Annotated in this window: 12 protein-coding genes, 1 tRNA gene and 1 pseudogene; 5 read left to right on the forward strand and 9 right to left on the reverse strand. The window is 64.7% G+C overall.

Annotated elements, in window-relative coordinates:
- The first annotated feature begins 10 nt into the window (after window positions 1-10).
- The 4 genes from F8237_RS36550 to F8237_RS33595 are packed head-to-tail and all read left to right on the forward strand — an operon-like array spanning window position 11 to window position 3,171.
- Entirely contained in the window at window positions 11-187 is a 177-nt protein-coding gene (locus tag F8237_RS36550) for a hypothetical protein (RefSeq protein WP_167527505.1), read from the forward strand.
- Window positions 184-747, forward strand: a complete 564-nt coding sequence (locus F8237_RS33585) for a cupredoxin domain-containing protein (RefSeq protein WP_151650300.1) — start codon at window positions 184-186, stop codon at window positions 745-747. Before F8237_RS36550 ends, F8237_RS33585 begins: the two co-directional genes overlap by 4 nt.
- The gene (locus F8237_RS33590; RefSeq protein ID WP_151650301.1) at window positions 734-2,356 is read left to right on the forward strand and encodes a b(o/a)3-type cytochrome-c oxidase subunit 1; all 1,623 of its coding nucleotides are present in this window, start codon (window positions 734-736) and stop codon (window positions 2,354-2,356) included. Before F8237_RS33585 ends, F8237_RS33590 begins: the two co-directional genes overlap by 14 nt.
- Window positions 2,356-3,171 (forward strand): c-type cytochrome, encoded by an 816-nt coding sequence (locus tag F8237_RS33595; protein WP_162006323.1) that lies wholly within the window; start codon window positions 2,356-2,358, stop codon window positions 3,169-3,171. The genes F8237_RS33590 and F8237_RS33595 overlap by 1 nt, the downstream gene beginning before the upstream one ends.
- Here F8237_RS33595 and F8237_RS33600 read toward each other — a convergent pair whose 3' ends face one another.
- Both F8237_RS33600 and lipA read right to left on the reverse strand, forming a co-directional pair.
- Window positions 3,172-3,654 carry a type II toxin-antitoxin system RatA family toxin gene (locus F8237_RS33600; protein ID WP_151650303.1) on the reverse strand — a complete coding sequence of 161 codons (483 nt, stop codon included), beginning with the start codon at window positions 3,652-3,654 and terminating at the stop codon, window positions 3,172-3,174.
- A gap of 6 nt (window positions 3,655-3,660) precedes the next feature.
- Window positions 3,661-4,617 (reverse strand): lipoyl synthase, encoded by a 957-nt coding sequence (gene lipA, locus F8237_RS33605; protein WP_151650304.1) that lies wholly within the window; start codon window positions 4,615-4,617, stop codon window positions 3,661-3,663.
- A 130-nt stretch (window positions 4,618-4,747) separates the two neighbouring features.
- On the opposite strand from lipA, the gene F8237_RS33610 reads away from it, so the two are divergent.
- Window positions 4,748-5,350: a DNA-3-methyladenine glycosylase gene (locus F8237_RS33610; RefSeq protein ID WP_151650305.1), complete on the forward strand. Its 603-nt coding sequence runs from the start codon at window positions 4,748-4,750 to the stop codon at window positions 5,348-5,350.
- Between the two features lie 2 nt (window positions 5,351-5,352).
- On the opposite strand, the gene F8237_RS33615 is transcribed toward F8237_RS33610, so the two are convergent.
- The 7 genes and pseudogenes from F8237_RS33615 to F8237_RS33645 form a co-directional block, all read right to left on the reverse strand.
- Window positions 5,353-8,229: a valine--tRNA ligase gene (locus F8237_RS33615; protein ID WP_151650306.1), complete on the reverse strand. Its 2,877-nt coding sequence runs from the start codon at window positions 8,227-8,229 to the stop codon at window positions 5,353-5,355.
- 126 nt (window positions 8,230-8,355) lie between these two features.
- Window positions 8,356-9,152: pseudogene (locus F8237_RS37295) on the reverse strand (PopZ family protein).
- 304 nt (window positions 9,153-9,456) lie between these two features.
- A complete protein-coding gene (locus F8237_RS33625; protein ID WP_151650761.1) occupies window positions 9,457-10,842 on the reverse strand; it encodes a TolC family outer membrane protein in 1,386 nt (461 codons plus the stop codon).
- A 205-nt stretch (window positions 10,843-11,047) separates the two neighbouring features.
- Complete coding sequence (locus F8237_RS33630; protein ID WP_162006324.1) at window positions 11,048-11,710, reverse strand: protein-L-isoaspartate O-methyltransferase family protein; 663 nt, start codon at window positions 11,708-11,710, stop codon at window positions 11,048-11,050.
- Between the two features lie 138 nt (window positions 11,711-11,848).
- Window positions 11,849-12,028, reverse strand: coding sequence for a hypothetical protein (locus tag F8237_RS33635; protein ID WP_151650307.1), 180 nt, complete (start codon window positions 12,026-12,028; stop codon window positions 11,849-11,851).
- Window positions 12,029-12,244: 216 nt separating this feature from the next.
- A tRNA-Asn gene (locus F8237_RS33640) sits at window positions 12,245-12,319 on the reverse strand.
- Between the two features lie 135 nt (window positions 12,320-12,454).
- The gene (locus F8237_RS33645; protein WP_151650308.1) at window positions 12,455-12,823 is read right to left on the reverse strand and encodes a hypothetical protein; all 369 of its coding nucleotides are present in this window, start codon (window positions 12,821-12,823) and stop codon (window positions 12,455-12,457) included.
- Window positions 12,824-12,933: the final 110 nt, after the last annotated feature.

Raw genomic sequence — 12,933 nt, forward strand, 5'->3', positions numbered from 1 at the left:
GAGGTCCATCATGATCAATTCCGATCCGCCGACCAGCCCAGCCGCCGCCGACCAGGCCATCGAGGAGATCGTCGCCCAGGGGCCGTCCGGAGCGATCGTGCTTGCCGGCATCGCGACCGCTTGCGTTGTCGCGATGTGGCTCGCCTTCTATTTGTTCGTCTTCCTGCCGCGCGGATCGCTGCAATGAGCGTCGAGCAAAGCCATGCCAGCGCCGAGGTCGCGGCGCGCGTCGAGCGGCGCTGGACCATCGTCGCCGTGATCATCATCGTCATGATGGCGCTGCTGGCGGCATTCGCCGGCATCCATCGGGCGACCATGCCCCAACCACGCGTCGAGACCATCGATCCGTCGCGAATCCATCTGTCCGGCGAGTTCGTCGAGAGCAATCTCGGCAGCGTGCTGGAGGCCAACGGCACGGTCACGGTACGTGCGATCGGCCAGCAATATTCCTTCACGCCGGCCTGCATCGTGGTTCCCGCCGATACGCCGATCACGCTGCGCGCCACCAGCGCCGACGTCGTGCACGGCATTTTGATCCAGGGCACCAACGTCAACACCATGCTGGTTCCGGGCTACGTCTCCGAGCAGCTGATGCGCTTCACGAAGACTGGCGACTATCTGATGCCCTGCCAGGAGTTTTGCAGTTTTGGCCATGAGGGCATGTGGGGCAAGGTCAAGGTGATCGACAAGGCTGACTTCGCCAGTCGTGCGAAGGGCGGCGGGAGGCTGAGCTGTGTTGGTCAATAGGAAGCTCATCCTCGCCCATTTCTGGTTTGCCTTCGCGGTGTTCGGCGTCGCGCTGACGCTCGGCGCATGGCAGATGTTCATTCGCAGCCCGATCGGGACCTGGCTGTCCAACCCCGAGCTCTATTACCGCTCGCTGACCGCGCACGGCACGGTGATGGGCTACGTGTTCCCCACCCTGGTGGCGATGGGCTTTGGCTATGCCATCAGCGAATCCGCGCTGGAGCAGCGCCTGGTCGGCGTGCGCTGGGCGTGGGCCGGATTCTGGTTGATCGTCGCCGGCAGCATCATGGCGGTGATCCCGATCGCGCTCGGCCGTGCCTCGGTCCTCTACACGTTCTATCCGCCGCTGATCGGCAACGTCTTCTACTACCTCGGCGTCGTGCTGGTCGTGGTCGGCTCCTGGATCTGGGTCGCGCTGATGTCGATCAATCTGCGCGTCTGGCGAAAGGCCCATCCCGGCGCGCCGGTGCCGCTGGCAATGTTCGCCAATGTCGCAGGCTCTTATCTATGGGCCTGGACCGCGGTGGGTGCCGCGCTTGAGCTGTTGCTGCAGATCATTCCCGTCGCGGCAGGGCTGAAGAACACCATCGATGCCGGTCTTGCCCGCATCTTCTTCTCCTGGACGCTGCACGCCATCGTCTATTTCTGGCTGATGCCGACCTACATCGCCTATTACACCATCGTGCCGCGCGCGATCGGCGGCCGCGTCTATTCCGACAGCATGGCGCGGATATCCTTCATCCTGTTCCTGGTGGTGGCAATGCCGATCGGCATGCACCACACCTTCGCCGATCCGCAGGTCGGCGCCGGATTCAAGTTCATTCATTCGGCCTTCACGGCGCTGGTGGCTCTGCCGACGCTGCTTACCGTGTTCACGATCTGCGCCTCCGTCGAGATCGCCGCGCGCCTGCGCGGCGGCCGCGGCCTGTTCGGCTGGGTCAGGGCCCTGCCCTGGGACAATCCGATGATGCTGGCGCTCGCGTTCTCGTTCGTGATGCTCGGCTTCGGCGGCGCCGGCGGCCTCATCAACATGAGCTATCAGCTCGACGCATCCATCCACAACACGCAATGGATCACCGGCCATTTCCATCTGATCTTCGGCGGCGCGATCGTGATCATGTATTTTGCGATCGCCTATGATCTGTGGCCGCATCTGACGGGCCGCGAGCTGATCGACATCCGCCTGATCCGCACCCAGCTCTGGCTGTGGTTCGTCGGCATGGTGGTCACGACGTTCCCGTGGCACTGGGTCGGCATCCTCGGCATGCCGCGCCGCATGGCCTATTTCGACTTCGGCGATCCCGCCATCGCGCCGCAGGCGCTCTCCGTCACCCTCTCTGCGATCGGCGGATTCATCCTGCTGACGTCAGGCATCCTGTTCCTGGTCATCCTGGCGCGCGGCATGCGCGCGCCCCAAACCGAGGCCGGGCCCTACCGCTTCTCGCTGGCGGTGCACCAACCGGTGACCGTTCCGGTCGCGCTCAACACGCACGCATTGTGGGTGGCGCTGATGATCGCCCTCACCATCACCAATTACGGCTATCCGATCCTCAACTTGGCGCTGAGTGAAGGCACCTCGGTGCCGGCCGTCTATGTGGGGGCGCAGTGATGAGCTCGCGCGACCTCTTCACCCTCCGCAACAGCCATTTCAGGATTGGCGTCGGCATCACCGCCGCGATCCTGATCGTGACGGCGATTGCCGGCTTCATCGTGCTGCCCTTCGCCCAGCCCTGGGTGCAGTTCGCCAATGTCTGGGATGCGATCTGCAGCGCCGCCGGCGTGCCGCAGCGCGCGGCCAATGTGAAGGCGCCCGAACAGGCAAAACGCCTGTCCGAGGTCGTGCTGACCTCGCGCACGCTGGCGCGTCCGAGCCAGGAGGCGATCGGCCGCGGCGCCACGCTGGCGCAGCGCTGCGCCATCTGCCACGGCCCGACCGGCATCAGCCGCGCGGACTCGCCCAATCTCGCCGGCCAGTATGCCGCCGTGATCTACAAGGAGCTGCACGATTTCCGCTCGGGCGCGCGGAGCAATGCCGTGATGTCGCCGTTCGCGGTCAGCCTGACGGACGAGGAGATCGCTGATCTCTCGAATTACTACGCCTATCTGCCGCGGCTTCCCGCCTATCACCCGACGCCGCAGCTGCCGAAACCCAACATCGTCATCTACGGCGCGCCGATGCGCGGCATCGCGCCTTGCGGCGCCTGCCACGGCAGCCTCGACAACAAGACCGGCAGTCCGTGGCTGGAGGGCCAGTCCGAGGCCTACATGAAGGCCCAGCTCCAGGCCTTCGCCTCCGGCGAGCGCCGCAACGACATCAGCCAGCAGATGCGCAACATCGCGCGTGCCATGACACCGCAGGAGATCGAGGCGGCGGCGGCGTACTACGCCTCGCAGCCGCCGAACGTCGTGAAGGCGGTGGATTGATCAGGACGAGGTGAGCTTCGGCCGGCCGTAGATCGCATCCGCCCGCTTCTCGAACGCGATGGAAAACCGCGCAAAGGCGGCATCGAACATCGAACCCATCAGCATCGCCAGCATGCGGCTCTTGAACTCATAGGCGAGGAAGAACCCGACGTCGCAGACGCCCTCACCCTCCGGCTCGCCTTTGGGCTCGAACGTCCAGCGGTTTTCGAGATTGCTGAAAGGACCTTGCAGATATTCGACCAGGATCTTCAGATTGGCGCGGTCGAGCGTCACGCGGCTGGTGAAGGATTCCTTGACCAGCTTGAACGACACCGTCATGTCGGCGACCAGCACCTCGGTGCCATCGGGCTTCGCCATGCGCTGGCGCACCTTCAGCGCACTGCAAAGCGGCACGAACTCCGGGTAGCGCTCGACGTCGGCGACCAGATCAAACATCTTGGATGCGCTGTGATTGACACGGCGCTTGCTCGAAAATTTGGGCATGGCGGTTCAGCGGGCGTTAGCTGCCCGAGCGGCCTTGAGTCTCGCAAAGTCCTCGCCGGCATGATGCGACGAGCGGGTGAGCGGGCTCGCCGACACCATCAGGAAGCCCTTGGTGTAGGCGATCTTCTCGTAGGACGAAAACTCGTCCGGCGGCACGTAGCGCATCACCGCGTGGTGCTTGCGGGTCGGCTGGAGATATTGCCCGATGGTGAGGAAGTCGACGTCGGCGGAGCGCAGATCGTCCATTACCTGCTGCACCTCGTGGCGCTCCTCGCCGAGGCCGACCATGATGCCGGACTTGGTGAAGATGGTGGGATCGAGCTCCTTGACCCGTTGCAGCAGCCGGATCGAATGGAAGTAGCGCGCACCGGGCCGCACCGTGAGATAGCGCGACGGCACGGTCTCCAGATTGTGGTTGAAGACGTCGGGCCTCGCCGCGACGACGACCTCGAGCGCCCCCTCCTTGCGCAGGAAGTCCGGCGTCAGGATCTCGATCGTGGTCGAGGGGCACGCGGCGCGGATGGCGCGGATGGTCTGCGCAAAGTGCTCGGCGCCGCCATCGGCGAGATCATCGCGGTCGACCGAGGTGATGACGACGTGGGCGAGACCCAGCTTGGCGACGGCCTCGGCGACATTCTGCGGCTCGGCCGCATCCAGCACACTGGGCATGCCGGTCTTGACGTTGCAGAAGGCGCAGGCACGGGTGCAGGTGTCACCCATGATCATGAAGGTCGCGTGCTTCTTGTCCCAGCACTCGCCGATGTTCGGACAGCCCGCCTCCTCGCACACCGTGTGCAGGCCGTTGGCGCGCACGATGTTGCGGGTGTCGGCATAGCCGCGGGTGTTGGGCGCGCGAACGCGGATCCAGTCCGGCTTCGGCGGCGAAGCGGAGTCGGGGCGATTCACCTTTTCGGGGTGACGCGGGCGCAACGGGTTCGAGATAGTGTCGACAATAACGACCATGGGCTGTCCGGTCTGTTCAGGTCCTACCTAATCGGTCTCGCAACGCATCGCAACCCGGCTCGCCCCGCTTCAGGGAACATGGCAGATATGGGCAATATCCTGCTCTGTTCTAAGGCGATTCTCACCTCGAATGGCTCCAGCATCGAAGACTTCCACACCGCGGCTCGGCAAGGCCCTGAAGCGTGGCTTTTTCGCCCGCGACGTCCGCGAGGTCGCGGTCGACCTGATCGGCGCGACCATGCTGGTCGATGGCGTCGGCGGGATCATCGTCGAGGTCGAGGCCTATCATCATACCGAGCCGGCCGCGCATTCCTACAACGGGCCGACGCCCCGGAACCAGGTGATGTTCGGCCCGCCCGGCTTTGCCTATGTCTACCGCTCCTACGGTATCCATTGGTGCGTGAACTTCGTCTGCGAGGCGGAAGGCTCGGCCGCCGCCGTCCTGATCCGCGCGCTGGAGCCGACTCATGGCCTGGCGGCGATGCGCCGCCGCCGCCATGCGGTCGATGTGCACGCGCTGTGCTCGGGCCCGGGCAAGCTGACGGAGGCGCTGGGCATCACCATCGCGCATAACGCCCTGCCGCTGGACCGTCCGCCGATCGCACTGCATGCGCGCACGGAAGACGTCGAGGTCGTAGCCGGCATCCGGATCGGCATCACCAAGGCCGTCGCGCTGCCCTGGCGCTACGGCGTCAAGGGCTCGAAATACCTCAGCAAGCCGTTTCCGAAGTAGCCCTACGACGCCTGCTTCAGCCGCTCCAGCGCCTCGAGCAGCTTGGCCTTGCGGGCCAGCGCCGCCTCGCGCTTTTCGCGCTCCTCCTCGACGACCTCCTCGGCCGCGTTGGCGACGAACTTTTCGTTCGAGAGCTTCGACTCCGCGCGCTTGATGTCGGCGTCGGCCTTTGCAATTTCCTTGTCGAGACGCGTGCGCTCGGCCGCAACGTCGATCACGCCCTTCAGCGGCAACGCGGCGACCTCACCGCGCACGAGCAGCTGAACGGCACCATCAGGTGCGCGGTCGGCGAAGGAAATCTCCGACAACCGCGCCATCCGCTTGATGACGTCGGTCCAGCGCGGCGCGCGCTCCTTCGTCTCGGCCGAGGCGCCCGCGAGCACCAGCGCCGTCAGCGTTGCCGGCGGGATGTTCATTTCGGCGCGCACCGAGCGGATCTGCGTGACGAGGTCGATCACCCAGCCGATCTCGGCTTCCGCCTTCGGATCGGTGAAGTCGGCATGGTCGAAGATCGGCATGATCAAGGCCGGCGAGATCAGCGGATCGGTCGGGCCGGCCGCTGCGGCAAGCATCGCGAGCTGCTCCGGGGTTGGCGCAGACTGCTTCAGCGGCCACTCCGCCAGCGCCAGCAGGCCGTCGCGCTTGGCCGTCACCTCCCACAACTCTTCGGTGATGAAGGGCATGAAGGGGTGCAGCAGCTTCAGGATCTCGTCGCGCGCCCAGGCCACCATGGCGCGGGTCTCGTCCTTGGCGGGGCTGTCGGGGCCCAGCAGCACGGGCTTTGCGAGCTCGACATACCAGTCGCAATAGACGTTCCAGACGAAGCGATAGATCGCGCCGGCAGCATCGTTGAAGCGATAGGCCTCGATCGCCTCGGTCACCTCGCGCGTGGTGTGCGCGCTCTCATGCGCGATCCAGCGGTTCAGTGTCTCCTTCGCCTTCGCCGGCTCGAAACCCTCGGGCACGGCGCAATGGTTCATTTCCGCGAAGCGGGAAGCGTTCCAGAGTTTTGTCGCGAAATTGCGATAACCCTCGACGCGGCTCGTCGCGAGCTTGATGTCGCGGCCCTGCGCCGCCATCGCGGCCAGCGTGAAGCGCAGCGCGTCCGCACCATATTCGTCGATCAGGCTGAGCGGGTCGATGACGTTGCCCTTCGACTTCGACATCTTGGCGCCCTTCTCGTCGCGGACGAGGGCGTGGATGTAGATGGTCGAGAACGGCACCTCCTTCATGAAGTGCAGGCCCATCATCATCATGCGGGCGACCCAGAAGAAGATGATGTCGAAGCCCGTCACCAGCGCATTGGTCGGGTAGTAGCGCTGCACCTCGGGCGCGTCTGCGGGCCAGCCGAGTGTCGAGAACGGCCACAGCGCCGAAGAGAACCAGGTGTCGAGCACGTCCTCGTCGCGGGTGATGAAGCCTTCGCGCTTGTTGCGGTCGAGCGCCATCTCGCGGCCCTGCTCGACCGTGATGACCTCCTGCTCGACGTAATAGCCGAGCGCGTGGCTGACGGCCTCTTCCTCGGTCTCGGCGACGAACACCTTGCCGTCAGGACCGTACCAGGCGGGAATCTGATGGCCCCACCACAGCTGGCGCGAGATGCACCAGGGCTGGATGTTCTCCATCCATTCGAAATAGGTCTTTTCCCAGTTCTTCGGCACGAACGAGGTCTCGCCCGAACGCACCGCCGCGATCGCCGGTTTTGCGAGTGTCTTGGCGTCGACGTACCACTGGTCCGTGAGATAGGGCTCGATCACGGTGTTCGAGCGGTCGCCATGCGGCACCATGTGGGTGTGCGGCTCGATCCGCTCGACGAAGCCGAACGACTCCAGACGCTCGACGATGCGCTTGCGCGCGACGAAACGGTCGACCTTGTGAAATTCCTCGGCGAATTGCGAGGCGCCTTCCGGCAGGTCGCGCAGATAGTCCTCGTTGTCGACGAGATCGAGACAGCCTTCCTTGTCGAGCACGCTGATGCGGCGCAGGCCGTGGCGATTGCCGACCTCGAAGTCGTTGAAGTCGTGCGCAGGCGTCACCTTGACCGCGCCCGAGCCCTTCTCCGGATCGGAATAATCGTCGGCGACGATCTGGACCTTGCGGCCGACCAGCGGCAGGACGATGTTCTTGCCGACCAGCTTCTGATAGCGCTCATCCTCGGGATGCACGGCCACGCCGGTATCGCCGAGCATGGTTTCGGGGCGCGTCGTGGCGACGACGATGAAGGTCGCGGGATCCTCGGGGTTGAAGGTCTTGCCCTCGATCGGATAGCGCAGATACCAGAGGTGGCCCTTCACCTCGGTCTGCTGCACTTCGAGATCGGAGATCGCGGTCAAGAGCTTGGTGTCCCAGTTCACCAGCCGCTTGTCCTTGTAGATCAGTCCGTCGCGATGCAGCTCGACGAACACCTTGATGACGGCCTTGGACAGGCCCTCGTCCATGGTGAAGCGCTCGCGCGACCAGTCGCAGGAGGCACCGAGCCGCTTGAGCTGGTTGATGATGGTGTCGCCGCTCTCGGCCTTCCACTGCCAGACCCGCTCCAGAAACTTCTCGCGGCCCATCTCGCGGCGGCTAGGCTGCTGGCGCTCGATCAGCTGCCGCTCGACCACCATCTGGGTGGCGATGCCGGCATGGTCGGTCCCGGGCTGCCACAGCACGTCGCGGCCGCGCATGCGCTCGAACCGGCACAGGATGTCCTGCAGCGTGTTGTTGAGGGCGTGCCCCATGTGCAGCGAGCCCGTCACGTTCGGCGGCGGGATCACGATGGTAAAGGGCACCGCGTCGCGGCGGTCGGGACGGCCGGCCTTGAAGGCAAGGCTGTCCTCCCACACGACGGACATGCGGGCTTCGATATCGGCGGGCTGGTAATTTTTCTCGATCATGGGCGCTAGAAAGCCGCGTGCGGGGGCCAAGTCAACGGAAAGCTCAGCGGCAACGAGGCTTACCGCCCGGTCGGGGAGACGACCATGACCTACAAGCAGGGCATTATGAGGGCTCGTTGTCCCTCCCTACCTGCCGCCGCGCGAGACTCGCTCGATTTCGGCCTTCACGATGCGTTCAACGAGGCCCGGCAAATTGTCGTCGAGCCAGGACTTGAGCATCGGACGCAGCATTTCCTTGACCAGGTCCTCCAAGGTCCGCGCATTGCTGCTGAGCACCGTGTGGGCCAGGGAATTGAAGGCGGATTCGACCGCGGACACGGTCGATTGCGCGAGCATCGGCTGCTGCGGCGGCAACGGCGGCGCATCGAAGTCCACCGGCGCATAGGACGGTGGTGGGGGCATCGGACGCGGTGGCGGCGATTCGGCGAATTCAAGGTCGTCGCGCGGCTCGACCTTGCGGAAGCTCGGCGGCGGCGGAGCCGGCGTCGGGTCCATCGCCATTTCGTCGGTCAGTTCGAGCACGTCGGGCTCCGGCTCGGGCTCCGGCTCAGGCTCTGGAGCGCGGACCTCGGGCGCCGGCGTCGCCGTATCGAGTCCCGCGAGCAGCGCGTCGATATCATCCTGGTTGTTGGACGCATCCGCCGCCGGTGCGGGTGGCGGGGCGGCGCAGGAGCCGGCTTTGCAGCCGGTGGTGGCGCGGGCTTTTCAACAACAGGCTTTTCAGCTGCAGGCTTGGCGGCGGCGACCTTGGAGGGCGGAATGTCGTTCATCGCCTGCGGCTTCGGTGCGGGCGCGGCGGCAGCAGGTGCCGGCTTGGCGACCTCCGCCGGCGGCGGCTTGGCCTCATCGTCGGCAATGATGCGCCGGATCGAGGCCAGAATCTCCTCCATCGAGGGTTCTGTGACCTTTGCAGGCTGCGTCATCTCCGACTCCACATCATCAACGCCCTCGCATGCGTTATTTTACACCAAGCAGGGCAGGATTGGCCGGTTCCGGGCGGACGCCCCGACATTTTCGTCGCGGCAGCCCGACTTGTCCCCAGTTCACGGCTCAACGTGCGACGGTGCGCCCTGCCCCCGGCACTCAAGCTCTACGCACACGACATCGGGTGCGGGGCGAATCGACCCGCATCTTCTTGGCAAGGCTATGTCAGGGATTTTGATGATTGCAAGCAAAGCGCCGGTCGGCTTCGGCTGTTTGCGATGCCGACCGGATGACTACGGGACTTCAGCGTCCGTCGGGCGTACGCACGCCGGCCCAGCTATCGCGGACCTGCTGGTAATGCACGCTGGGATCGTAGACCGTGGTGTTGAGACCGAGCACCTGCGGCGCCAGACGACCGACCGCGTTGAGCACCGAATAGGATGCCACCACGCGGTCATGCTGGGCCGTGACGAGCGCGACGCGCGCGTTCACCAGCGCCTGCTGCGCATTGAGCACGTCGAGCGTGGTGCGCTGACCGGCCTTGGCCTCCTCGCGCACGCCGTTCAGCGCGATCTCGGACGCCGTGACCTGTGCCTGCGCCGACTTCACCTGCGCCTTGCCGGCTTCCAACTGGCCCCAGGCCTGCACGACATTGGCGCGGGTTTGATCGCGGGTGGTCTCGAGATTCAGGCGTTGCTGCGCCAAATTCTCTTTCGATTGGCGAATGAGCGCATATTCCGCGCCGCCCTGGAAGATCGGCACGGAGGCTGTCGCGAGCGCGGAAGCGGTCGTGGTTCGGAAAACCGTCAGGGTCTGCTGATACGCCTGGGTGACGCCAGCCTGAACCGTGACCGTCGGCAGCAGCGCGCCTTCGTTGATCTTGACCTGGAGATAGTTGACATCGATGCCGAACATCGAAGCCGTGACGTTGGGGTTCTCCACGAGGCTCAGATTGACCGCGGAGGCGATCGACGACGGCAGGAAGCGATCGACCGGCGAGCCGGGCGCAAGATTCGTCGGCTCGTTGCCGATGATGCGGCGGAAGTTCGCGCGCGTCGTCGTCAAATTCGATTCGGCGGTCAAGGCCTGGGTCCTGCCGGCCGCCAGCTGCGCTTCGGATTGCGCCACGTCCGTGCGCGTGACCTCGCCGACGTTGAAGCGATCGCGGGTCTGCTTGAGCGTCTGTTCGAGCACGCGCACGTTGCTGCGCTGGACTTCGAGGGTGGCGGAGTCGCGCAGATAATCCATGTAGCTGGTTGCGGCCTGCAGCAGGACCGTCTGCTCGAGTACGCGCAACGCCTCGCGCGAGCCCGAAACCTGGCTCTCCGCCGCGCGCGTCCTGTTGGCGGTCTGATTGCCGTTGTAGAGCGTCTGGTTGATGGTCAGGCTGGCGCTGTTAGGCTGAAGGTCGCCATGGATCCCCTGGCCCTTCTGCAACGCCTGGATATCTTGATACTGATTCCCCGCGCTGAGGGACATATTGACCTTGGGGCGATAGCCTGACAACGCCTGAGGCACGTTTTCATCGGTCGAGCGCACCTGAGCGCGCTGCGCGTTGAGCTGCGGATTGTTCTGATAGGCGCGCACCAGCGCAGCCTCGATCGTGTCCGCCAAGGCAGGCGTCGGCCCAGCAAGCGCCAGCAACAGGACCGAAACCGCAGCTCCGGTGAAGAGCTTCACCCCATGCATCCCAAAAAATCCGTTCATTCTAACGTCCCGCTCGTGCCCGCGAGCTGGGTTGCCGTCTACAGAGTGGAGTCGTTGCCCCTCCGCAACATAGGACGCGGAACGGCGCGACGGAACTACCTCACGGCAGTTCCCAGTGGAAACTCTTCACGTGCAGCATCCCGGCCACACTTCTGATTCAGAATGGGATTTTAACAGGCTTCGGCCGTCAGAAGACAAAGGCGGCGGCCCGTTCCAGCCCGGAAAGGACCGGAGCGGCGGCATCGAACAGCGCCCGATGGCCAAATTCGCCGTGGGTACGGGTCACGATCACGGCCCGCGATGGTCTCGATTCGGCAGATACTCCGACCAGGCGCCCACCCTCCCGGAGCTGCCCGAGCAGCCCTGCCGGCATCACTTCGGCGGCGCCATTGAGGATGATCACGTCATAGGGAGCGGCAGCAGGATCCCCCTCGGCGCAGGGAGCGGCCTTGCAGGTGACGTTGGCGAGCCCAAGGCCGGCGCAAGCATCCCTGGCTTTGGCGGCCAGCGCCGAGTCGCATTCGGTCGCGGTGACCTGCCGGGCAAGCCTGGCCGTCAGCGCCGCGAGATATCCCGTGGCACAGCCGACCACCAGCACGTTGTCTCCCTCGCCGATTTCGGCAGCCTGGAGCAGCTTGCCGGTCAACTGCGGCTTGATCAGGAAGCGCTTGGCTGCGCCTTCGCTCACATCGAGATCGAGGTCGAGATAGGCCAACGCCTGCCTGGCGGCCGGCACGAACGCCTCGCGCGGAACCGTAAGCATGGCATCGAGAACATTGCGATCAGTGACGTCACTGGTGCGCACCTGGCCATCGACCATTTTGAGGCGCGCGGTCGAAAAACCGGACATTTGCGGACCCTGAAATGCGGACGATGCCGCTGCGATAAGTTGGCGGCATCTTTGGAACATGCCCGGCCAAAACGCAACATGGCCGTTGGCCCCACCAGCCAACGCGTCCGCAACTACCGCATTAGAGGGGGCGATGGACTATTCGATCGTCACCGCGAGGCGGCCGATCAGGGCCGCGACCTCGTCCAGGCGCGCCGAATCGGGCGTCTCGACCGCACGCGCCAGACAGGCGACGCACTCATCGTCGCTGAGATCGGGAAGGTCCGCCGGCAGAATCGAGGGAGCCAGGTGGGCACGGTCGATCTGGATGTCGGGCATGGGAAATCAGCTCCATATGGGTCCGGCCCCGCAAAGCTTGATTCGAATTACGTCGATTTGGCGCCGCCCCGATGACCGCGGCGGTACTGCCGCACACATCTGCTTGAACGCGATTCTGCGGAAGATTCGGGATCGGTCCGCCCTGAGAGACCGCCTGAGCGGCATCGCGCGTCACATCAGGACGTCGCGTCAAGTCACTCAATTTATTGTTGAATTTGGCTCCCCGGGCTGGATTCGAACCAGCGACCATCCGATTAACAGTCGGATGCTCTACCGCTGAGCTACCGAGGAAAGCAGCGAACCGACGTCCGCGCGCGGCTGCGTATAACAAAGCCGCTTGCGCTTGCAAAGGACGAATTCGTCATCGTCCGCAACGCGCCCGGGAAGGGTCCGGCGGCCCCTCCCCGGGCCTCGCGTCAGGTCAAACTATTCGGCGACGAACGAAGTGGTCTTGGTGCCGGAATCGTAGCGCAGCCGAAGCGCGGTGAACTTGCAGAGGTTGACGTTCTTCCAGAGCACGGACTCGTCATAGTTCTGCCAGTCGACGCGGATGTTCCAGACACAGCCCTCGTCGTCCTCGTCGAACTCGACATAGGTGCTCGCCTGGTTCTGCAAGACCTTGTCGAGCTCGTTGTCCCATTCGTCCAGGCCGTCGTCCGGCGCGTTGAAGCCCAGGAACTTGATGGCATAACCGGTCTCGTTGACGACGGTGACATTGCGGGAGTCAGCAGCGAACGAGGGCGTAGCGGCGACCGCGAGACCGATCGCGAACAGTGCAGACAGAAAAGACTTCATGTTGAAATTCTCCCGATCGAAACAGGCTCCGGCGCCTGACGTCGATCGGCGCAGGCGCCGCGGCAACACAAGGCGTTGCCTCGAAGGTCCGTCCGGAGTGCGATCGAGAG

Source organism: Bradyrhizobium betae (assembly GCF_008932115.1).
Lineage (GTDB): Bacteria > Pseudomonadota > Alphaproteobacteria > Rhizobiales > Xanthobacteraceae > Bradyrhizobium > Bradyrhizobium betae.

Bases quoted from the DNA above. Each gene is read 5' to 3' on its own strand.
- F8237_RS33645 (WP_151650308.1), bottom strand. From the start codon at position 12,823: ATGAAGTCTTTTCTGTCTGCACTGTTCGCGATCGGTCTCGCGGTCGCC.
- F8237_RS33585 (WP_151650300.1), top strand. From the start codon at position 184: ATGAGCGTCGAGCAAAGCCATGCCAGCGCCGAGGTCGCGGCGCGCGTC.
- F8237_RS36550 (WP_167527505.1), top strand. From the start codon at position 11: ATGATCAATTCCGATCCGCCGACCAGCCCAGCCGCCGCCGACCAGGCC.
- lipA (WP_151650304.1), bottom strand. From the start codon at position 4,617: ATGGTCGTTATTGTCGACACTATCTCGAACCCGTTGCGCCCGCGTCAC.
- F8237_RS33625 (WP_151650761.1), bottom strand. From the start codon at position 10,842: ATGCATGGGGTGAAGCTCTTCACCGGAGCTGCGGTTTCGGTCCTGTTG.
- F8237_RS33595 (WP_162006323.1), top strand. From the start codon at position 2,356: ATGAGCTCGCGCGACCTCTTCACCCTCCGCAACAGCCATTTCAGGATT.
- F8237_RS33610 (WP_151650305.1), top strand. From the start codon at position 4,748: ATGGCTCCAGCATCGAAGACTTCCACACCGCGGCTCGGCAAGGCCCTG.
- F8237_RS33635 (WP_151650307.1), bottom strand. From the start codon at position 12,028: ATGCCCGACATCCAGATCGACCGTGCCCACCTGGCTCCCTCGATTCTG.
- F8237_RS33615 (WP_151650306.1), bottom strand. From the start codon at position 8,229: ATGATCGAGAAAAATTACCAGCCCGCCGATATCGAAGCCCGCATGTCC.
- F8237_RS33630 (WP_162006324.1), bottom strand. From the start codon at position 11,710: ATGTCCGGTTTTTCGACCGCGCGCCTCAAAATGGTCGATGGCCAGGTG.
- F8237_RS33600 (WP_151650303.1), bottom strand. From the start codon at position 3,654: ATGCCCAAATTTTCGAGCAAGCGCCGTGTCAATCACAGCGCATCCAAG.